The organism is Kiloniella antarctica (assembly GCF_042682825.1).
Classification (GTDB): domain Bacteria; phylum Pseudomonadota; class Alphaproteobacteria; order Kiloniellales; family Kiloniellaceae; genus Kiloniella; species Kiloniella antarctica.
In genome coordinates, this window is sequence record NZ_JBHUII010000001.1 from 124,315 (window position 1) to 145,354 (window position 21,040).

The window sequence follows — 21,040 nt, forward strand, 5'->3', positions numbered from 1 at the left end:
AGCTATTCGTAGAGAAATGCTGTTATGCGCTGAGTGGTATTTAACTTGGCTGCAAGTAACAAGAGGGGATAATAAAATGGTCGCATCACCAAGAATTCCAGCACTAACCCCAGAGGGCAATCTGTCGCGTTATCTACAAGATATCCGCAAATTCCCTATGCTTGAGCAAAATCAAGAATATATGCTCGCGAAAAGTTGGCGTGAAAACGATGATGTAGATGCCGCTCATACTCTTGTTACCAGCCACCTGCGTCTTGTCGCAAAAATTGCCATGGGTTATCGCGGTTATGGTCTTCCTGTTTCAGAACTGATTTCTGAAGGAAACGTCGGAATGATGCAGGCCGTAAAAAGATTTGATCCTGAAAAAGGGTTTCGTCTTGCGACCTATGCGATGTGGTGGATCCGCGCTTCTATTCAAGAGTACGTACTTCATTCCTGGTCCCTTGTTAAAATGGGAACAACCGCGGCTCAGAAAAAACTGTTCTTCAATCTTCGTAAATTGAAAGGACAAATGGAAGCAATTGATGAGGGAGATCTTGCTCCTGATCAAGTTACCCATATTGCAGATACGCTGAAAGTATCAGAGGATGACGTCGTTCAAATGAACAGACGCCTTGCTGGTCCGGACAACTCTCTGAACGCGCCTCTTCGTATTGATGGTGATGGTGAGTGGATGGATTGGCTCGTCGATGAGACTGACAGCCAAGAGACTGTTTATGCAGAATCAGAAGAACTTACAAAACGACGCGTACTTCTCGAAGAAGCTATGAATACTCTGACAGATAGAGAAAAACACATTCTTCAAGAACGCCGATTAAAAGATAATCCGACCACACTCGAAGATCTTTCTCATGTGTACGATATCAGCCGGGAACGTGTTCGACAGATTGAAGTTCGCGCTTTTGAAAAATTGCAAAAAGCAATTAAGAATGCCGCGATAGAGCAAAAGCTCGCTATCTCCTGAATTAAGCCCAAAGCAACACAAAAGCCGACGATTCTTGCGTCGGCTTTTGTGTCTCGCCAAGCAGTTATGTTTCAAAAAACCTATCCTAAACTTACTCAGAACAACAAAACCCAATTTTTTCTGGCTACCTGTCTTTTGAAAAGCTAGGTTCCACACACAGATCTTTATTTGTGTTGGCAGAATCTACAATGACCCCTGAAAATCATATCATAAGCGATAAATTACCTGTTTGGCTGTGGCTCTGGACACCTATAGTATTGGTTCTTGCCCTTCTCCTCACAGGTTTATTCCTGCCAGGCGAGCTCTACAGCCAATGGATTGGAAATGAACGTACAGGTCTTCTTGAAACCTCTCATGCCATCATCCCCGCAGTTTCCTTTTTTGTCGCGATCCGGTTACTTGCACACAAGAATTTGAAAAACTTCACCTGGCTTTGGTTTTGGATTTTGATTGCAGCACTGGGCAGTTTTTATATGTCAGGAGAAGAGGCGAGCTGGGGGCAACACTGGTTTCAATGGAGCACATCCAGCGAATGGGCCGCAATTAATGATCAGGGAGAAACCAACTTTCACAACACAAGCTCTTGGCTTGATCAAAAACCGCGGACAATTCTCGAAATTGGAATTATTTTCGGCGGAATCATCCTCCCCATCCTCCTCCACTACAAACCGGAATTAAGAAAGAGGCCGATTACGTTTATCGTTCCGACATTGGTTCTTCTACCGACAGCAATTATTTCTGAAATCGCCAGAATGACTGAGCGATTACTAGCTGCATTAGATGCCCCTTTTCGAATATTCCAAAGAGCGAGTGAAGTTCAAGAGCTCTTTTTCGCTCTCTTTATTCTTTTATACCTTATCGTTTTTTGGCAACGGCTAAATAATAAGTCAGCGCCTTAGTTAAATCACTTCCTGCTCTTTATCTTCATTGATTTCATCGACCTGTACTGAGGTCGTCTGCTTTACGCCTTCCCCCCAAGCCTCGATAAGAACGTCTTGATATCTTCGAATGGACTTAATTTTCCCTTCCGTGGATATGTTGAGATAACTTCCAACAATAAGGGGGGTTGCAAAAAATATCACCCACCCCATCCCCGCAGCACTGTAGGCAACCATCATATTCCAAGGATCTGCAATCCCATTAAAAGCCCCATCAAATGTTTGGCCCCGTTCCCATAGAGCCGCCAAACCAGGTAATACTCCACAAAAATTTGGTAAACTGACTGTCATGGTTAGATAACGTTGCGGAGTACGATCAACAACGAAAGCGACGATACTCGGCACCATCAACACACACATCAGTATTGCTGAAGGCATGAGGACTGCTGCAAGCAAGAGAACAATTATTAAAAGTGGTAAGCGTCCCATAAAAAACCTTTATAATACCCAAGATAATGTAATGAACACCAATGCCAGACTAGAACAAACTCCAGAGACCACTGCTGACGTCTTATCACTCACCCTACGAACGTTTTCATCCGAAACAAGCCCCCCACTTTCCAACCAAGTGGCTTGTGCTTCCAAATTGGCAAAAATTGCCTGAGCCTGATCAAATCCGGCCTGATCCTGCCCTTGAATTTCAGAATTATCTAAAATGGATTGTAAAGCTATGAGTTTTCCATCTTGCTTCGCGTTATTGACGGCTTCTCTCAACTGTTCACGAAATGTGGTGTTATGAAAGTTTTCAACAGCATCAATTAACAGATCAGCCATATGAGCTGATAGCGCGGGTAATTTTGCTGGTCCGTATTGTTTTTGTAAGTCAGACAAAAACCTTAACGCAGCGCGATTATAAACCTCACGCTGAAAAGGATCTTCAAAGCGTTTCAATAGAGCATCAAAATTACCGCGCATTTGGTTCATGGCAAAGGCGAGAAGATGTCGGTCAACCGGCGCACCTTCTATCCGTCCTGCTGCAACCATGTCTTCTAACGCTGGCAACAAGTCTTTTAAATCGTCCACGTAGTTATCACCGACCAATGGTGACATACACGGCCAACCTTCATTGCCCGAATATACCGTTCTCTCCATTCCATAGCCCGGCACCATGTTTTTAACATTTTGCGACAGAGATTCTATCTGCTTGATAATAGCAACAAACTCGGGTCTGGTACGGGTTTGAGACGTCACCCAAGCCTGAGACAATTTCATCCGGATGATATCCAGTATTTGCTCTACATTATTCGGTTTATTAAAATCTATCGCAAGTGCCTGAGCAACCGCATCTACTCTTGCGGAAACCCCCTTATAGATAATCGGTGCAGAGGGATCTAAAGCCATAATTGAAGCCGACACAGTCCTATCATCGGCTGATCCCGTAACGGCCAAACCACTGGACATGCGTTCGGCAAGGAGAATTAAATCTCCCATCTCATCATTAGACAGTGCACGGCGAACCCAGGAATCCAAATGATCTGACTTAATTAGTTTTTTACTCTCATCCCAGTGCATTCGCATGCTATTAGCAAGCGCCGGAGCAGTAAGATGCTCTTTTCCTGCAAAAGAAATCGATCTGACGGCTTTTTGCGGCAAAGGGACCTGTTTGGGGCTTAAGTGACGTCCATTTGACCACATATCAAGGTCAGGCATGCTCCAACGTTCATTCGCGTCATCACTCAACAACCCCCTGAGTGGCTCCATTAATTTTAATGGAACGCGCGTTTGTCCAAGTAAAGCCCCATATGACCCCAATTTAATTTTGGCTTCAATAATTTGCTCATCACTTTTTCCATTTAGCAATGTCCCCCCCATTGCAAGCTCGGCAAGAAGAACACCCAGGGAATACAAATCATCAAGCACACTCCCGTCCCCTCGCCCAGAAGGATTAGCCATCCCGGAATCAATAGGTTCATAAAGAACAGGCTGTGCATAAGCAGCTGGTGTTGAAAGACATTCACCAAGAACTGCCCGGCCATCAGTGGTCATAAACACATTATCTGACCGAATAGCTCTGTGCATTAAGGTCCTTGTAGAAAGCTCCCTAAAGGCGGGAAGTAAATTATGAATTACCCCCGTAATAATCTCTTCTTCTCCCATTTTTGGTACAGAATCACCACTTAAAGAAATGAGTTTCTTTCCACTGGGCCGTTCAAACACCAAGACGAATCTACGAACATTATCTTCTGGAAAAACAACCGTTCCTGAAGTCACTGGCGTCATCATTGCCGAGCAATTAACCCGCGACATAAGACGAATCATTGAAAATCTTGGTGCCGCCTCCTTTTGACATATCAATGCGAAAAGGGACCGGCTATTATTTTTAACACCGGTGGCGCCAATAGCCATCGTTCCTGGCGACTGGAGATCCGGCAACCGTTCAGCAGGTAATAGTCGATACCGCTCTTCAAGCTCTACAGGCTGTTGAAGATGATCTAACTCGTTAGCTATTTCCCTTAGATAAGCGGGCATACATTCCTCTAGATGAGCACGGGCCCTCTGTGGCCCTCTCAATTTTATTCGTAAATAACTTTAAAGAGCTATAACAGAGAAAGATAAAAAAGATAGTTAACAAAACATATAGAAAGCGAACAAAACGAGACAAGCTTCTCTATCTATCAATCTCTTATGCTATCCATTAATTTCATCATGAAAAATATCAAAATACGAGACAAAAAGGCGCCATCAAATGATGACGCCTTTAAAAAATTTTCTAAACCGTTAATGGTTTAGATTATGATTTAGGATGAAAAGGGTCTTGAACCAAGATTGTATCATCGCGTTCCGGACTAGTGGACAACAGCGCAACAGGAACTTCAATCAGCTCTTCAATGCGACGAATATATTTGATTGCCGTCGCAGGAAGGTCTGCCCATGAACGTGCACCATAGGTGCTATCATCCCACCCTTCCAAAGTTTCGTAAATCGGCTCTACTTTTGCCTGTTTACTCGGAAGAGAAGGAAGGTGGTCGTATTCTTCACCGTCGATACGGTACCCGACACAAACTTTAAGCTCTTTAAATCCATCAAGAACATCAAGCTTGGTCAAAGCAATCCCCGTGATACCACCCACTTTACAGGCTTGACGAACCATCACAGCATCAAACCAACCACAACGACGTTGGCGACCCGTTACGGTGCCAAATTCATGACCGCGTTCGCCCAAACGCTGACCAACTTCATCGAAGAGTTCAGTTGGGAAAGGACCTGATCCGACGCGTGTTGTGTAGGCCTTTGTAATACCTAGTACATAACCAACAAAGCTTGGACCAACACCCGAGCCAGCGGAAGCTTGACCTGAAATTGTATTAGACGATGTTACGAAAGGGTAAGTTCCGTGATCGACATCAAGCATAGCACCCTGCGCACCTTCGAAAAGTACGCGTTTGTCGGTCTTCCTGCATTCATCAAGACGCTGCCAAACAACATCAACGAAAGGAAGAATTTTAGGTGCGATTTCCAAAAGCTGTTCAACCAGACCATCGCCATTGATTTCAGGCTGACCGAGTCCACGAAGTAGAGCGTTGTGATGTAAAAGCAGCCCTTGTACCCGCTCGCGAAGGAAATTTTCGTCAGCCAAATCACAGATGCGAATTGCGCGACGTCCAACTTTGTCTTCGTAAGCAGGGCCGATACCTCGTCCCGTTGTACCAATCTTTGCTTCACCTTTAGCTGCGAGTTCACGCGCACGATCTACTTCACCATGAATTGGCAGGATCAAAGCAGCGTTTTCAGCAACCTTCAGATTTTCTGAAGTAATGGTAACACCTTGTCCTTGCAAACGTTCGATTTCAGAAAGCAAGGCCCAAGGATCAACAACAACACCATTACCAATAATCGACATTTTTCCTTTACGGACGATGCCGGAGGGAAGCAGAGACAATTTATAAACTGCTCCGTCAATTACGAGTGTATGCCCCGCATTGTGACCACCTTGGAAGCGAACGACGACATCAGCCCGTTCAGACAACCAATCTACGATCTTACCTTTACCTTCATCTCCCCATTGGGAGCCGACAACTGCAACATTGGACATATCAGTTATTTCCTAACTCATGTATGTGGCCATTCTCTATGAGATGACTACAGGACAAACGCAGCGCTTCCGCGCGATCATTCTCAACTAGCTCAAGGCCAGAAATTGTAACCCATCCTTGCGCACGCAAGGCATTTCCGTCTTCTCGACGTGTAGCAAATGGAAGGAAAATACGGCGGGCGATTTTTGGTTTTGGTAGTGCGCGAAGTACAGTATCCATAAAGAGCGTGAAGCCTGTTGCAGGCTCCGTTACATTATCAACACTCACAGAATCGTATCGTCCACCGCGTCCAAGTTCGCCTCGAACACCTTTGGCAAAAAAGATAAAGCTCGTTCCCGTATGATATTCAAAACCCCGATGTTCGACCAAATCAAGCGTAATTGTTAATTTAGGTGCGGCCTTTGTTACCAGGTCGACAACGTTAACAAGACGATCAAACTCGCTCTTTGCTATCCCTTTAAATTCAAGACCTTTAGCATAATCCAAAACTTCTTGCGCGGTTCCCGCAGCATTCAAAAGCTTCAAAAAATAAGCCCCATTTTCACCAGCAAGTACTTCTACTTCGGCGGCATCTTTTCTATCTAAAGCAACACGTAACTCTAAAGCGGCTTCCTTATCAATTCCAAGTTCTTGAGCAATAGCAGGTACCAAAGTGGGAAGATTTATATCCACGCTGAGATCTTTAACGCCAACATTTTCAAGTGCGGTCACCGCAGCGAGAATAACCTCCGCGTCAGCAGCATCCTCTGTAACCCCGATCAACTCTCCACCAACCTGAGTGAACTGTCGTTCGGGACGGAGTTGACTACCCGTGACCTGAAGAACATCTCCGCCATAACACAAACGCAACGGACGCGGTGCATTCTGCAGACGTGATGCTGCAATACGTGCAATTTGTGGAGTAATATCAGCCCGTACCCCCATCATCCGATGGCTGGAAGGGTCCATTAGGCGAAAAATTTGATCCGAAAGCGTCTCGCCCGCACCAGATAGCAAGGCGTTTTCAAACTCCAGAAGCGGAGGTTTGATACGGTCATATCCTTCAGAGGAAAAACAATCGATTAAGCGTCGAACGACTTCAGCTTCATGCGCGGCAGCAGGCATTAATAAATCCTGTAAGCCAGCGGGCAATAAGGCCTGGTTCCCATTCTTTTTCATAATCTGTATTCCGGTTGGTTTTTTAAGCTCATTACGATGCGAAAAAACCTACAACGACCGGAAGTCCGAACCTTGGGCTCTTTCGGTGACTGACTACAGGTTTTCCCCCCGCAGAGCAACAGGATTCCCTTATTTATTGCGCGAAAATTCAAAATTAGGAGCTAAACACAAGGTTTTTATTGGATCTTTCCCTCGCAAAAAAGGACCGCGGAATTACCCAGCGGCCCTCTTTTCACATTATCGCTTCAACTAAAATTTAAGTTGAGTGACCTGTTTGGTTTGAGGCAGCTGCTTAACTTTTTCAAGCTGTGCTGCATCAAGCGGGCTATCAAGCTCAATCAACGCAATTGCATCCTGTCCCGGCGCTGTTCGGCCAAGATGGAAGGTGGCAATGTTTACACCCGCCTCGCCTAATTGCATCCCCAAGGCCCCGATGTAACCTGGAGTATCTTCATTGGTGAGATAAAGCATATGTTTGCCTAGCTCAGCTTCAATCTCAATTCCCTTAATGTTCACGATGCGCGGGCGTTTACCGCCAAAGAGAGTACCTGCAACAGAACGCTCCCCTTGTTCAGTAGTAACCGTTAACCGGATCATCGTTTGGAAATCACAATCTCTTTCATGCTTGGCTTCACTGACATCAATGTTGCGTTCGCGCGCAATAACAGGAGCGCTCACAACATTCACAGAATCCATAATTGGCGCCAGAAGACTGGCTACAATTGTTTGCGTCAGTGGGCGGCAATTCAACGATGCAACAGAACCTTCATAATCAATCTTAATTGCTTTAAGGCCTGTACGAGTTAATTGACCAGCAAAACTTCCCAGCTGTTGAGACAGCATCATATAAGGTTGAAGTTTATTTGATTCCTCAGCCGTCAAAGATGGCATGTTAAGCGCGTTGGTCACAGCGCCTGTCAGCAAATAATCAGAAAGTTGCTCAGCAACCTGAAGAGCAACGTTTTCCTGTGCCTCAGCGGTAGAAGCCCCAAGGTGTGGCGTTGCCACAAAATTTGGAACACCGAACAAGACAGAATCCTTGGCTGGCTCAACTTCAAAAACGTCACTCGCAGCACCAGCCACATGACCGCTTTCAAGCGCAACCTTCAAATCGGCTTCGACAACAAGACCGCCGCGCGCGCAGTTAATAATCCGCACACCCTTTTTAGTTTTTGCAATGGCCTCAGCATTGATAATGCCGCGTGTTTGATCGGTTAGAGGAACATGCAAAGTGATAAAGTCGGCCCGGGCAAGAAGCGCGTCCAACTCAACTTTTTCAACACCAAGATCATTAGCCCGTTCCGGAGAAAGGAATGGGTCAAAGGCGATGACCTTCATTTTCAGACCTTGAGCTCGGTCGACAACAATTGCACCAATATTACCGCAACCGATAACACCTAGCGTTTTCGCGTTCAGTTCTGAGCCCATAAAACGGGATTTTTCCCACTTACCAGCCTGAGTTGACGCATTCGCTTCCGGGATTTGACGCGCTGCAGCAAACATCATTGCGATTGCATGCTCTGCTGTCGTGATAGAATTTCCGTGTGGCGTGTTCATAACAACCACACCTTTACCAGATGCCGCGTCGATATTTACGTTATCGACACCGATACCCGCACGGCCAACAACCTTTAAATTTGTCGCCGCTTCCAATACTTCTGGGGTAACTTTTGTCGCGGAACGAATTGCAAGACCGTCATATTCACCAATGATGCTGATCAATTCTTCAGGAGAGAGACCAACTTTGGTATCCACCTCAATGCCACGATTACGAAAGATGTCCGCAGCCTTCGGACTTAGTTTGTCGCTGATTAATACTTTTACCATTTTTCCAACTCTATTCGAATTCTGCACGTACTTCTTCGATCGCCCAATCCAACCAGGGCAAAAGCAACTCGATGTCTGACGTCTCAACCGTTGCACCGCCCCAGATCCTCAGACCTGCAGGAGCATCACGATAAGCACCAATATCAAGAGCGACATTTTCATCTTCCATCTTCGAAGCCAGCGCCTTGGCAGCCTTTGCCTGATCTTCAGAAGACAATGCTTCGAACCAACAGGCTTTAACTTTCAAACAAATTGATGTCGTTGAACAAATTGATGCATCTTCAGCCAGAAATGCGGCCCAGTCGCTTTTAGCAACCCAGTCAGAAATCACGGCTAAATTAGCGTTACATCTTCCAACAAGACCGTCTAGGCCCCCAATGGAATCTGCCCAATTCAACGAATCAATAGCATCTTCGACACACAGCATCGATGGCGTGTTAATTGTCGCGCCTGTAAAGATGGATTCGTTGAGTTTTCCACCTTTGGTCAGACGGAAAATTTTAGGCATCGGCCAGGACGGTTCATAACTCTCCAACCGTTCAACCGCACGCGGGCTCAAAGCAATCATTCCGTGGGCAGCTTCGCCCCCCAGAACTTTTTGCCAAGACCACGTTGTCACATCGAGTTTATCCCAGGGTAGAGGCATCGCGAAAGCTGCTGAGGTCGCATCACAAATAGAAAGTCCCGCACGATCAGAATTGATCCACTCTCCATTTGGCACACGAACACCAGACGTCGTACCATTCCAGGTAAAGACGACATCACGATCCCAGGAAACCTGAGACAAATCAGGAAGCTGGCCGTAGTCAGCTTCAAAAGTACGAACATCATCGAGCTTCAGCTGTTTGATCACATCAGTGACCCAACCTTTGCCGAAACTTTCCCATGACAGCATATCAACTCCCCGCGGGCCCAAGAGAGACCACAGTGCCATTTCAACAGCACCAGTATCGGAAGCTGGGACAATTCCAATACGATAGTCTTCAGGGATACCAAGGATTTTGCGTGACTGCTCGATCACTTGCGCCAGTTTGGCTTTTCCGCCTTTTGCGCGATGAGATCGACCATGCCAGCAAGAGCCTAGTGAATCCACAGACCATCCAGGACGCTTAGCACAAGGTCCGGAAGAGAATCGTGGATTTAAGGGACGTTCACTAGGTTTTTCATTCATGGACACGTAACTCCAGTATGGCAGTTCTTTTGACTGCGCTACAATAACCACCCTTCTTTCAGGGTCGCAAACCGACTTTTTCAGGTCGCAAGCGCATCATAAACATATTGCACCGCAAAATCCTTGCTTATTTTGCACTGTTTTTAATAGAAATGAACATTTTGCATGTGCACAGCATTGTAGTGTGGGACAAAGAAGAATATTTTCAATACACTTAACATGAATAACTTCGCAAAGTTAGGTGGGGATGTATACCGATCAGATTATCGTTTTTGCCATAATTGGCCTCGCATTGATTCTTTTCATATGGGGTAAAATTAGGTACGACGTCGTAGCAATGATGGCTCTTATCGGAGCCGTCATTTTGGGAGTTGTTCCTGCTGACACCGCCTTTTTAGGCTTTGGTCACCCTGCCGTCATTACCGTGGCAGCGGTGCTTATCATCTCACATGCACTCCGCAACTCTGGCGTCGTAGAACTGGCAACACGCTTTCTCCAACCCGCCGCGGGGCACCCAACTCTACACATCTTTGCTCTGACAGCTGTTGTCGCAATTTGCTCAGCCTTTATGAATAACGTCGGTGCTTTGGCTTTAATGCTTCCGATCGCAATCGGAAGTGCTTACAGCAGCAAACGTCCGGCGAGCGAAGTTTTAATGCCCCTTAGCTTTGGCTCTTTGCTGGGTGGATTAACAACACTAATTGGCACTCCCCCAAATATCATCATTTCAAGCTTCCGCCAGGCTGAAACGGGCCAAAGCTTTGCAATGTTTGATTTTATGCCTGTGGGATTAGGCGTTGCAGTCGCGGGCATCCTCTTTATATCACTCATCGGTTGGCGTTTATTACCTAAGCGTTCCGTTAATAATAGCGAGAAAAGTCTTTTTCAGATTGAAGACTATATTGCCGATGTTCGAATCCCGGAAAACTCTCCTTATATAGGCCATCGCCTTGTCGATTTGGAAACTCTGGCACAGGGTAACGTGGCCGTGGTTGCTCTTGTACGCAAAGAAGATCGTATGCTGGCTCCCTCGGGATACATGCGCCTCAAAGAAAACGATATACTCACTCTAGAGGCCGACACTGACATTCTACAAAAGGTCGTCGATGAAGCCAATTTGGAAATCATCGGATCTGCTGGCGATAGTACGCAAGCCTTACAATCGGACCGCGTTGGTATATTAGAGGCCGTCGTAACACCTGGTTCACGGCTTGAAGGCCGTACGGCTCACAACATGCAACTCCATACCCACCATGGCATAAACACTCTCGGCGTGGCCCGTCAGGGGCAACCTGTTAATGAACGAATCGGGAGAGTTCGTTTTGTTGCAGGCGATGTACTACTCATCCAGGGCATTCGAGAAGAAATGCCTGAAGCTCTTGCCTCTCTGGGGCTATTACCTCTAGCGGAAAGAGAACTCTCTCTCACGCCTAAAAAAGGCTCAATTGTTGCCCCCTTGTTATTTGCGGTTGCGATTGCACTAGTTGTTTTCGGTATCCTCCCACCGCAAATATCTTTCCTTGGTGCCGTTGGCACAATGGTTCTCTTAGGCGAACTCAATCTCAGAGATCTTTACGAATCCATAGATTGGTCGATCATCGTTCTTTTGGGGGCGATGATTCCTGTTGGGCTTGCTTTGGAAGCAACTGGTGGCACAGCCCTTATCGCTTCCCCGTTGATTGCTTTAAGTGACATCATTCCGATTTGGGCCATTCTCGCTCTACTGATTTTCATCACCATGATGCTTTCAGATGTTATGAATAATGCAGCTACTGCTGTACTAATGGCCCCTATCGGCATCTCCATTGCTCACGGCCTTGGCGCCAATATCGACACCTTCTTGATTGCCGTGGCAATAGGGAGCTCCTCTACCTACCTCACTCCGATTGGACACCAGTCAAACCTTTTGGTTATGGGGCCGGGTGGATATAAATTTGGTGATTATTGGCGTATGGGGCTGCCCTTGGACATCCTGATACTTATTGTATCTGTCCCCTTGATTCTTTGGATTTGGCCTCTTTGAAGACACAAACCAAAGATTAAAGCGTTTCAAATAAGTGCCAAAAAAGCTTCGACTTTTATAATGCGTATGTCATTTCCAGAGTACTTTTATTTGCTGGTTCTTTTTTGGGTGAAAAACCGAACCTCAAATATAAATCAATCGCGGTATCCATGATACCAGGGACAGTTTCAAGAGTGAGAGAACTTACACCTAAATTGCGCGCAAACTCTATAACGTTCACCAGCAAAGCGCCCCCAACCTTCTGGCCGCGCCCCTTGGGATCAACCCAAAGACGTTTTAGTTCACAGGTCTGATTATCGACAATCCTCACGCCAACAACAGCGATCGCAATTTCTGGCTCTCGATCATCAAAAGCCAACCACAACTGCCCTTGAGGAAGAGAATAGCGCTCAGTAAGCTCTAATAACTCACGTTCAAACCCTTCAAAACAAGGGCAAACTTCCGCCCAGCTCTCATAAGTTTTGAAAAGCGAACGCGCCTGATTAAAATCGTCTGTTGTTACCGCTGTTTTTATAAACATCGTCTATTTAACATATTCTGCTCCACGAAAACCAATGGTGTTTATTTCGCCATTTCTCAAAATTTATATATAAATTGTACCTTTAAGATACAAAACAGCGTATCCGCTCATCAATACACGATCACCTCTATCCTCGACCCAAAGGACTCCCCCTCTTTGGGATACCTGCTTGGCTATCATCTTACTTTTGCCAAGCTGACCTTTCCAGTACGGGGCCATAACAACATGTGCTGACCCTGTCACAGGATCCTCAGGAATACCGCAATGGGGACCGAAATATCGCGCGACATAGTCATAATTTTCACTTCTTGAAGTTACAATCAAACCATCTCCAGGAAGGGCGACAACTTTATCAAAGTCAGGTTCAACAGCCAATACCGCAGCTTCATCCTCAAGAACAGCCATAAGCTTACTTGATTTTAAAGTCACTAGAGGGCGTATACCAATACTGTCTTCCACCATATCCACGCCATCAAAAGGAATGGGAGGGCGTGCCGGAAAATCCAAGGTATAGCGGCCCTCTTCGCAGCAAACTTTGAGCTCCCCGCTTTTAGACAGAAAGCGAATATCTTTTATGCCCGGCGCAAGTTCCGTTGCAATGACATGAGACGTTGCAAGCGTGGCATGCCCACAGAGATCCACCTCAGTCGTCGGTGTAAACCAACGCAACCTGTACCCATCGCCTTCGGGGACAAAAAAAGCAGTTTCCGAGAGGTTATTCTCCGCTGCGATCTTGTAAAGAACCTCGTCTGGCAACCAAGCATCTAGCGGACAGACCGCAGCAGGGTTCCCTTTGAAGACTTCATCCGTAAATGCATCAACCTGATAAAGTCCAATTTCCATGTTCATCTCATTAAAGGGTCCCGGCCCGAAATTATTATTTTTCTAAACTTTTCATCGCATTACCGATCGCCTGTAAAGAAAGATCAATATCTCCCTTACTGATTTTCCAAGAGGAAACTGATAACCGGAACGCATTATGTCCTTTCCAAACTGTTGGACCAAACCAACAGGTGCCTTCTTGCTGTACCGCCTGCATCAAGTTTTCCGTTTTCTCGGCACTATCCCAACACACCACGATCTGATTGACCACCACGTCATTCAACACTGTGAGACCAAGCCTCTCCAAACCTTCTGAGAAATAGATCGCCAAGTCACAGCAGCCAGAAATAAGATCATCAACACCATCGCGCCCTAGGAACTTTAAAGCGGCCCAAATCTCAATCCCTCGGGCGCGTTTAGAAAACTCTGGCATAAAGTTCTGAGCCGCTGTCTCAATTTCTCGTAAATAGGACGCAGATACTGACATCGAATTATATAAAGCTTCCACGTCCCGGCAAATTACAACGCCACAGTCATATGGTGTATTAAGCCATTTATGTCCATCTGTTGCCCATGAATCCGCTTTTTCCGCGCCCTTCGCCAAATACGCCCGGCTTTTTGAAGCTCTCGCCCAAAGACCAAAAGCACCATCAACATGTACCCAAGCACCTGACACTTTAGCTTTTTCACAAATTTCACCGATCGGATCAAAATCTCCGCTGTTCACATTTCCCGCCTGCGTACAAATAATGGTACTGCCATCTAACTCCGGCAAATGTGAAATATCCATAACCCCATTTGCGTCGGTTGGAATTCTGATAACGCGATCCTTTCCCAAGCCAAGCATGGAAAGCGCCTTCAAAGCACTAACGTGAACTTCCTCACTGACAATAACTTTGATTTCTGGCGCACCAAAGAGACCGTTTTCTTCTACGTTCCAACCTTGCCTTTTCAAAAGTTTGTGTCTTGCTGCGGCCAGTGCGGTAAACGTGGCCATCGTTGCACCAGTAACAAACCCAACAGCCGAATGCCGCGGCAAATCGAGGACATCCAATAACCACCCAGAAGTAACTTTTTCGATCTTGTCTGCGACAGGAGATGTTACTGCCGATGATGCAACTTGATCCCAGGCTGTTGCGATCCAATTAGCACCAACCGTAACAGGTAGGCTACCGCCGACGACAAAGCCAAAATAACGACTACCTGCTGAAGCTACTGTGGCAGGGGCACCTAACTCATCCAACATCCGAAGTATATTAGCAGGATCATCCCCTTTTTGAGACAGAGGCTCATCAAACCCGGCCAAAGCCGAAAGAGCTTGCACATCAGGAAAAACCCGACGCTCATCAATCATTGAGAGATAATTATCCCCTCTATTAAAAGCGTCTTTTAGTAAATTTCGTGACATTGTACCCTCCATCAAGTAATTTTACTGAACAGTTAAATGTAACCAACAAAACAACAACCATTTGAATAAAAACAATTTTTACTAAATTTTGCTTTTATAAAACAATTAATCACATTAATTGTCCTATTTAATTATTGATCTTATAGGGGGTCAATGATTACATTGTCACCATGACAAATTGGCTTCCAAAAGTAAAATTCGGCACTGGTCCTCGCTATATGGCCATTGCTGACGCCTTGGCTGAAGATATTCGCAATGGCTTCTTGCAACAGGGCGACCGTTTACCGACACACAGGGATCTGTCCTGGCATCTCGGCGTGACTGTCGGAACCGTTAGTCGTGCTTACGCAGAGGCCGAACGAAGAGGGCTTACTTTTGGGGAAGTTGGCCGAGGTACATTTGTCCATGGCCCCTCTCCTGCTGAACGGCACATGCTCAACCAATCCAGGTTCGCTGATCAAAACCTCATTCCCATGGACTTTGCCTACCCCCCTCCGGGCGGCGTAGAAGAAAAGGAAATGGCCTCCACATTACAAGCAATTTCTGCTGATTCAAAAATATCAACACTACTGAGTTATCAACCGCATTCAGGCCTACCCCACCACCGAGAAGCAGGCGCTCACTGGTTTGAGCTCAACGGCCTTACTGTTGACCCCGATCATGTCATACTGACAGCAGGCGCCCACCATGCCATTGCCGTTACAATGGCAGCAATAGCTCGACCAGGAGACCGTGTTCTTTGTGAAGAAATGACCTATCCGGGTATCCAATCCGTATGCCGGATGCTTGGATTGAGGCTCGACGGATTGGAGATGGACAAACACGGCATAGTGCCCGAAGCTTTTGAAGAAGCTTGCAAAGTTGGAGATGTAAAGTTCCTTTACTGCGTGCCGAACTTTCAAAACCCAACAACACGTCTGCTTCCCATGGATCGTCGCCTTGCTATTGCCGACATCGCCAGACGCTACAAAGTATCCATTATTGAAGATGACGTCTTTGGACTTGTCGTTGAGAACGCCCTTCCTCCGATTACAAATATGGCGCCTGAGCGGTGTTACTACATAAGCTCGCTTGCTAAAACCATCGCGCCAGGCTTACGCGTTGGATACTTAACAGGTCCACAACATAGTATTGCAAACCTTATCGGAGCAGTAAGAGCCACGTGCTGGATGGCCTCACCTATTACAGCAGAAATTGCCACAAGATGGATAATGAGCGGCGCTGCAGACCGGATACTTGAGGCGCGAAAGATAAGCGCGCGGCGCAGAGTAGAAATCGCCCGCAAAATATTTGCTGATTATGAAATGGAGAGCGAAACACTTGGCATATATGTCTGGCTTTATTTACCTGCTCCTTGGCGCTCTAGCCAGTTTACCCATGCCGCTAGCCGTGCAGGTGTGACCATATCAGCGTCTGAAGCCTTCATTGTTGGGCGTAAAGCTCCACCGCATGCCGTACGAATTTGTCTCGGCCAAACCGACACGGATGAAAAACTCATCCGTGGCCTGGAGATTCTAGCTGAGATTCTTAGCAAAGGTCCAGATGTTGGTAATTCCGTATTCTAAGTCAGAAACGAGAAAAATAACTCAAGACGCAGACGTAATCGTGGCTGAAATCTCTGAGACGACAGTCCTCACCAAGTCGGAATCCTCTCCTTCTGCCATCACTCGTATTAAAGGTTCTGTGCCCGATTTACGGATTAAAACTCTTCCCGAACCGTTGAGTTGCGCTTCTCCAGCTAGGATGGCTTCTTTGACGACAGAAAGTCCCAAAACATCATCCAAAGGTACGCCACTCGTAATACGTATATTCTCGAGCAACTGAGGAAGTGGGATGAAACCGCGGACAACTTCACTGGCTGGACGATCGGCCCGAATAAGAGCCGCCAACACCTGAAGCGCTGCAATAAGACCATCCCCTGTAGTAGTGTGATCGCTCATCACCATATGGCCAGATTGTTCGCCGCCTAGATTATATCCCTGCTCGCGCATTGCCTGCACCACATACCGATCCCCCACAGGGGTGCGAATCAAATCTAGGCCAAGGTCCTTAAGATAATTCTCAAGCCCCATATTCGACATAACCGTTGCAACAACCCCTCCGCCTTTCAATAGATCAGCGCTTTGTAATGTCTTCGCAATCAACGCCATGACCTGGTCACCGTCAACAATCTGACCATGCTCATCCGCAAGAATGAGTCGATCAGCATCACCGTCAAGCGCAATACCAATATCTGCGCCATGCGCCACAACAGCTTCTTGCATCAAGGCCGTCGAAGTCGCGCCACAATCTTTATTGATGTTAAATCCATCCGGCGTAACAGCAACAGGGATGACATTCGCGCCAAGTTCATAGAGAACGGTTGGCGCCACTTTATACGCGGCACCATTCGCACAATCGATTACGACTTTCAGGCCATCAAGGCGCAAGTCTTTTGGGAAGGTGTTTTTGACAAACTCGATATAACGCCCAAGAGCATCATCAAGGCGTCTTGCCCGGCCAAGCTTGGCACTTGTTGCGACAGGAATTGAATCAATATCCTGTAAACGGCGTTCAATTTTCATCTCAACCGCATCGGAAAGCTTAAAGCCATCAGGACCAAATAACTTAATACCATTATCTTCATATGGGTTATGTGATGCAGAAATCATCACTCCCATGTCGGCACGCATAGAACGCGTTAGCATTCCAACCGCGGGTGTCGGCATAGGTCCAAGAATAACAACATCCATCCCGACAGACACAAAGCCTGCAGTAAGGGCCGGTTCAAGCAGATAACCAGAGAGCCGTGTATCTTTACCAATCACCACAGTGTGGCGATGACTTCCCCGTAGGAAATGTGCCCCCGCAGCTTTGGCAACAGCCAATGCTATCTCTGCTGTCACTGGGGCTTCATTAGCTTTTCCACGGATACCATCGGTTCCAAAATACTTGCGACTCATCTACTTTAATTCTCCAACGTCGTACTGTTTTTTATCGTACTTTAAACTACATTACAGGGATTGAAATTGCCCGTGCAATCGCAAAGCCTTGCGAAGTTTCTGCCACATCATGCACCCGATACATCTGAATACCTCGTTGCAATCCAGCCAGCGCGCAAGCAAGCGACCCTGCCACACGATCTTTAGGCTCTTCATCACGAGACAGTTTTGCAATAAATCCTTTCCGACTCACTCCCAACAATACAGGGCAACCTGTGCCGTGGAAAAGCGTTAAGGCATCCAAGAGTCTAAGGTTGTGTTCAACTGTTTTACCAAAACCAATGCCCGGATCTATCGCTATCATGTTTTTAGGAATACCTGCAGCAACACAAGCAGCAACACGCTGTTCTAAATAATCATAAATATCGAGTGCCACATCCTGATAGGTGGGATTACTCTGCATCGTCTGCGGTGTTCCTTGCATATGCATCAATATCACAGGAACGTTAGCAGCCGCTGCGGCTTCCAAACTCTCTGCGTCCCCTTCAAGAGCTGTAACATCATTTATGATCCCAGCCCCTGCTGCTACAGCTTCGGTCATAACCTTTGCATGTCGTGTATCAATAGAGATTAGTGCACCTGCTTCAGCCAACTTTCTCACGACCGGAACGACACGGCGAAGCTCTTCATCCAAAGTAACTGGGGCAGCTCCAGGTCTTGTTGACTCTCCACCGATATCCAGAATGGTCGCACCTTGCTCTATCATCCTCAGGCCATCAGCGACCGCTTTCGAAGTATCGAAGCGATCCCCACCATCAGAAAAAGAATCCGGGGTCACATTTAAAACGCCCATGATATGAGGTTTCTGCATATCCAACCCAGCAAAAGAACATCGAGGTTCACTTAATCTATCAAGTAGGCTCGACGCCATTTCCTTAAAATCTGGTTGATTGGCTTCCAGCCAAAACAAAAGCTCACTTGTTGGTAACACGTGTCGCTCAGTGATATCTCCCGCAACAGACCTTATCGTTATTTCCACAGCGGAGAAGCGGTCTAGCGTTCCTAAGAAAGGGACTGCCTTACCAATTGCAGCCGAGGCACTGGAGATCTGTAGTGGACGAATATAAAGCCTGGCAGCCATTGTTCAAATTCCGTAAGAACCTGTTAAAATTACCAAGGCCTCACATTGGTGAGGCCTTGGTTGTATCAAGATTTTTTGCATAAGGTTTAAGAAACCCGAAAAGCTGTTGCCTTAGCTTTCTGGCTGCGGTTCAGGAGTTGCCCCGCCTTTATCTTCCTTATCACTTGTATCTTCTTGAGCAGACTTCCCGCTTTTTGGAGCTGATGACTTTGGAATATCAGAACCGTTACTCTGGTTACTGTCATCATTACGATCAATCTTGCCCTCTTTAAGAAGCTGGGTAACGTCATCGCCACTCAAAGATTCGTATTCAAGCAGGGCTTTTGCAATAAGCTCAAGTTGATCTTTGTGTTTCGTCAAAACGTCTCGTGCCAACAACTCCGCACTCTCAACGATGTTACGAACTTCGTCATCAATCATCTTCTGGGTTGCCCCAGAAACGCTGAGACCATTATCACCACCACCACCGTAGTTAAACGGATCATCCTGGCGAGATACATAACGAAGACGACCAAGCTTCTCACTCATCCCGTATTCCATCACCATAGCACGCGCCATGTTGGTGGCCTGTTGAATGTCGTTACCAGCACCTGTTGTTACGTTATCTGCCCCATAAATCAAAAGCTCAGCTTCGCGACCACCAAACGTCATCGCAAGTTTGGCATTAAGTTCCATGACTTTATATCCCAAACGATCCCGTTCAGGCAGGTTCATGGTCACACCCAAAGAGCGGCCGCGCGGGATAATCGTTACTTTGTGCAGCGGGTCATTCCCAGCAACATGGATACCGACAAGAGCATGGCCAGCTTCGTGATAAGCTGTCATTTCTCTTTCGTCATCCGTCATAACCATAGAGCGACGTTCCGCCCCCATCATGACTTTGTCTTTCGCATTCTCAAAATCTGACATCGTAACAACACGTTTGCCCGCACGCGCAGCCAATAGCGCCGCTTCGTTCACGAGATTTGCCAAGGCAGCACCAGAAAATCCAGGTGTTCCACGCGCAATAACACGTGCATCAACATCAGGTGCCAAAGGTACTTTTCTTAAATGAACTTTGAGAATTTTTTCACGACCAAGAATATCCGGGTTCGAAACAGTTACCTGACGGTCAAAACGACCTGGGCGTAACAGCGCATTATCCAGTACGTCAGGACGGTTTGTCGCTGCAATGATAATCACGCCTTCGTTTGATTCAAAACCATCCATCTCAACCAAGAGCTGGTTCAGTGTCTGTTCGCGCTCATCATTGCCACCGCCCATACCGGCACCACGGTGACGACCGACAGCATCAATCTCATCAATAAAGAGAATACAAGGCGCATTCTTTTTACCCTGTTCAAACATGTCACGAACACGGCTTGCACCGACGCCGACAAACATTTCAACAAAGTCAGAACCTGAAATCGTAAAGAAAGGAACGTTAGCTTCCCCGGCAATAGCACGTGCGAGAAGCGTCTTACCTGTACCAGGAGGCCCAACAAGCAAGCATCCTTTAGGGATTTTACCGCCCAAACGTTGGTATTTTTGAGGGTCTTTTAGAAATTCTACAATTTCTTCCAGCTCTTCTTTTGCTTCATCAATACCCGCGACATCATCAAAGGTGACACGCCCCTGTTTTTCAGTAAGCAGTTTGGCTTTACTTTTTCCAAAGCCCATTGCTTTACCACTATTACCCTGCATCTGGCGGAATAGAAAAATCCATACGCCGATAAGCAAGATCATAGGAAACCAGGAGATCAGTATCTGAATAAGAGTACTACCTTCATCCAAAGGCATTGCTTTTACAATAACGCCATTATTACGAAGGGTCTCGACCAGCTTGGGATCTTCAGGCGCATAGCTTGAGAATTGTCTCCCGTCGCTATAGTGGCCTTTAATGTCTTGCCCCTGGATAGTGACATTTGAGATTTGCCCTGTTTCCACTTGGGCCAAAAACTCGGAGTAAGCGAGCGGCTGTTGCCCCGTCGAGGTTGATGGACCTTGAAAAAGGTTAAAGAGAGCAAACAAAAGCAGGCCCACAACAATCCATAAGGCTGCATTACGGCTGAAATTCAAGGTAACGACCTTCCAAAATTTAGGCTGCGCTCTCAAAAGCGCAGCAAAATGAATC

16 protein-coding genes are annotated in these 21,040 nt (G+C 46.6%); 4 read left to right on the top strand and 12 right to left on the bottom strand.

Annotated features, from left to right (window positions below; genetic code table 11):
* Positions 1 to 76 precede the first annotated feature (76 nt).
* Positions 77 to 964: an RNA polymerase sigma factor RpoH gene (rpoH, locus tag ACFSKO_RS00575; protein WP_380247290.1), complete on the top strand. Its 888-nt coding sequence runs from the start codon at positions 77 to 79 to the stop codon at positions 962 to 964.
* Positions 965 to 1,152: 188 nt separating this feature from the next.
* Positions 1,153 to 1,863, top strand: a complete 711-nt coding sequence (locus tag ACFSKO_RS00580; protein ID WP_380247293.1) for a hypothetical protein — start codon at positions 1,153 to 1,155, stop codon at positions 1,861 to 1,863.
* Here ACFSKO_RS00580 and ACFSKO_RS00585 read toward each other — a convergent pair whose 3' ends face one another.
* The 6 genes from ACFSKO_RS00585 to ACFSKO_RS00610 all read right to left on the bottom strand — a co-directional run bounded on the left by ACFSKO_RS00585 (position 1,864) and on the right by ACFSKO_RS00610 (position 10,092).
* Positions 1,864 to 2,331 carry a hypothetical protein gene (locus ACFSKO_RS00585; protein WP_380247295.1) on the bottom strand — a complete coding sequence of 156 codons (468 nt, stop codon included), beginning with the start codon at positions 2,329 to 2,331 and terminating at the stop codon, positions 1,864 to 1,866.
* A 9-nt stretch (positions 2,332 to 2,340) separates the two neighbouring features.
* Positions 2,341 to 4,371, bottom strand: coding sequence for a protein kinase family protein (locus ACFSKO_RS00590; RefSeq protein WP_380247297.1), 2,031 nt, complete (start codon positions 4,369 to 4,371; stop codon positions 2,341 to 2,343).
* 262 nt (positions 4,372 to 4,633) lie between these two features.
* Complete coding sequence (locus ACFSKO_RS00595) at positions 4,634 to 5,935, bottom strand: adenylosuccinate synthase (RefSeq protein ID WP_380247299.1); 1,302 nt, start codon at positions 5,933 to 5,935, stop codon at positions 4,634 to 4,636.
* Between the two features lies 1 nt (position 5,936).
* Complete coding sequence (locus ACFSKO_RS00600; protein ID WP_380247301.1) at positions 5,937 to 7,094, bottom strand: ATP phosphoribosyltransferase regulatory subunit; 1,158 nt, start codon at positions 7,092 to 7,094, stop codon at positions 5,937 to 5,939.
* A 249-nt stretch (positions 7,095 to 7,343) separates the two neighbouring features.
* Positions 7,344 to 8,921 carry a phosphoglycerate dehydrogenase gene (gene serA, locus ACFSKO_RS00605; protein WP_380247303.1) on the bottom strand — a complete coding sequence of 526 codons (1,578 nt, stop codon included), beginning with the start codon at positions 8,919 to 8,921 and terminating at the stop codon, positions 7,344 to 7,346.
* A gap of 10 nt (positions 8,922 to 8,931) precedes the next feature.
* Positions 8,932 to 10,092 (bottom strand): phosphoserine transaminase, encoded by a 1,161-nt coding sequence (locus ACFSKO_RS00610; protein ID WP_380247305.1) that lies wholly within the window; start codon positions 10,090 to 10,092, stop codon positions 8,932 to 8,934.
* Positions 10,093 to 10,339: 247 nt separating this feature from the next.
* Here ACFSKO_RS00610 and ACFSKO_RS00615 point away from each other — a divergent pair, with 247 nt between their 5' ends.
* On the top strand, positions 10,340 to 12,115 hold the full coding sequence (locus ACFSKO_RS00615; protein WP_380247307.1) for an SLC13 family permease: 1,776 nt from the start codon (positions 10,340 to 10,342) through the stop codon (positions 12,113 to 12,115).
* A gap of 55 nt (positions 12,116 to 12,170) precedes the next feature.
* Here the strand turns inward: ACFSKO_RS00615 and ACFSKO_RS00620 are convergent, their stop codons facing one another.
* The 3 genes from ACFSKO_RS00620 to ACFSKO_RS00630 form a co-directional block, all read right to left on the bottom strand.
* The gene (locus tag ACFSKO_RS00620; RefSeq protein WP_380247309.1) at positions 12,171 to 12,635 is read right to left on the bottom strand and encodes a GNAT family N-acetyltransferase; all 465 of its coding nucleotides are present in this window, start codon (positions 12,633 to 12,635) and stop codon (positions 12,171 to 12,173) included.
* A 63-nt stretch (positions 12,636 to 12,698) separates the two neighbouring features.
* Positions 12,699 to 13,478 (bottom strand): PhzF family phenazine biosynthesis protein, encoded by a 780-nt coding sequence (locus tag ACFSKO_RS00625; protein ID WP_380247312.1) that lies wholly within the window; start codon positions 13,476 to 13,478, stop codon positions 12,699 to 12,701.
* A 34-nt stretch (positions 13,479 to 13,512) separates the two neighbouring features.
* Positions 13,513 to 14,865, bottom strand: coding sequence for a pyridoxal phosphate-dependent decarboxylase family protein (locus ACFSKO_RS00630; RefSeq protein WP_380247314.1), 1,353 nt, complete (start codon positions 14,863 to 14,865; stop codon positions 13,513 to 13,515).
* Positions 14,866 to 15,035: 170 nt separating this feature from the next.
* On the opposite strand from ACFSKO_RS00630, the gene ehuR reads away from it, so the two are divergent.
* Positions 15,036 to 16,430: a MocR-like ectoine utilization transcription factor EhuR gene (gene ehuR, locus ACFSKO_RS00635; RefSeq protein WP_380247316.1), complete on the top strand. Its 1,395-nt coding sequence runs from the start codon at positions 15,036 to 15,038 to the stop codon at positions 16,428 to 16,430.
* A gap of 21 nt (positions 16,431 to 16,451) precedes the next feature.
* Here ehuR and glmM read toward each other — a convergent pair whose 3' ends face one another.
* The 3 genes from glmM to ftsH all read right to left on the bottom strand — a co-directional run bounded on the left by glmM (position 16,452) and on the right by ftsH (position 20,985).
* Positions 16,452 to 17,807, bottom strand: a complete 1,356-nt coding sequence (glmM, locus tag ACFSKO_RS00640) for a phosphoglucosamine mutase (protein WP_380247318.1) — start codon at positions 17,805 to 17,807, stop codon at positions 16,452 to 16,454.
* 46 nt (positions 17,808 to 17,853) lie between these two features.
* Complete coding sequence (folP, locus tag ACFSKO_RS00645; protein WP_380247320.1) at positions 17,854 to 18,927, bottom strand: dihydropteroate synthase; 1,074 nt, start codon at positions 18,925 to 18,927, stop codon at positions 17,854 to 17,856.
* A 111-nt stretch (positions 18,928 to 19,038) separates the two neighbouring features.
* Positions 19,039 to 20,985, bottom strand: coding sequence for an ATP-dependent zinc metalloprotease FtsH (gene ftsH, locus ACFSKO_RS00650; protein WP_380247322.1), 1,947 nt, complete (start codon positions 20,983 to 20,985; stop codon positions 19,039 to 19,041).
* Between the last annotated feature and the right edge of the window lie 55 nt (positions 20,986 to 21,040).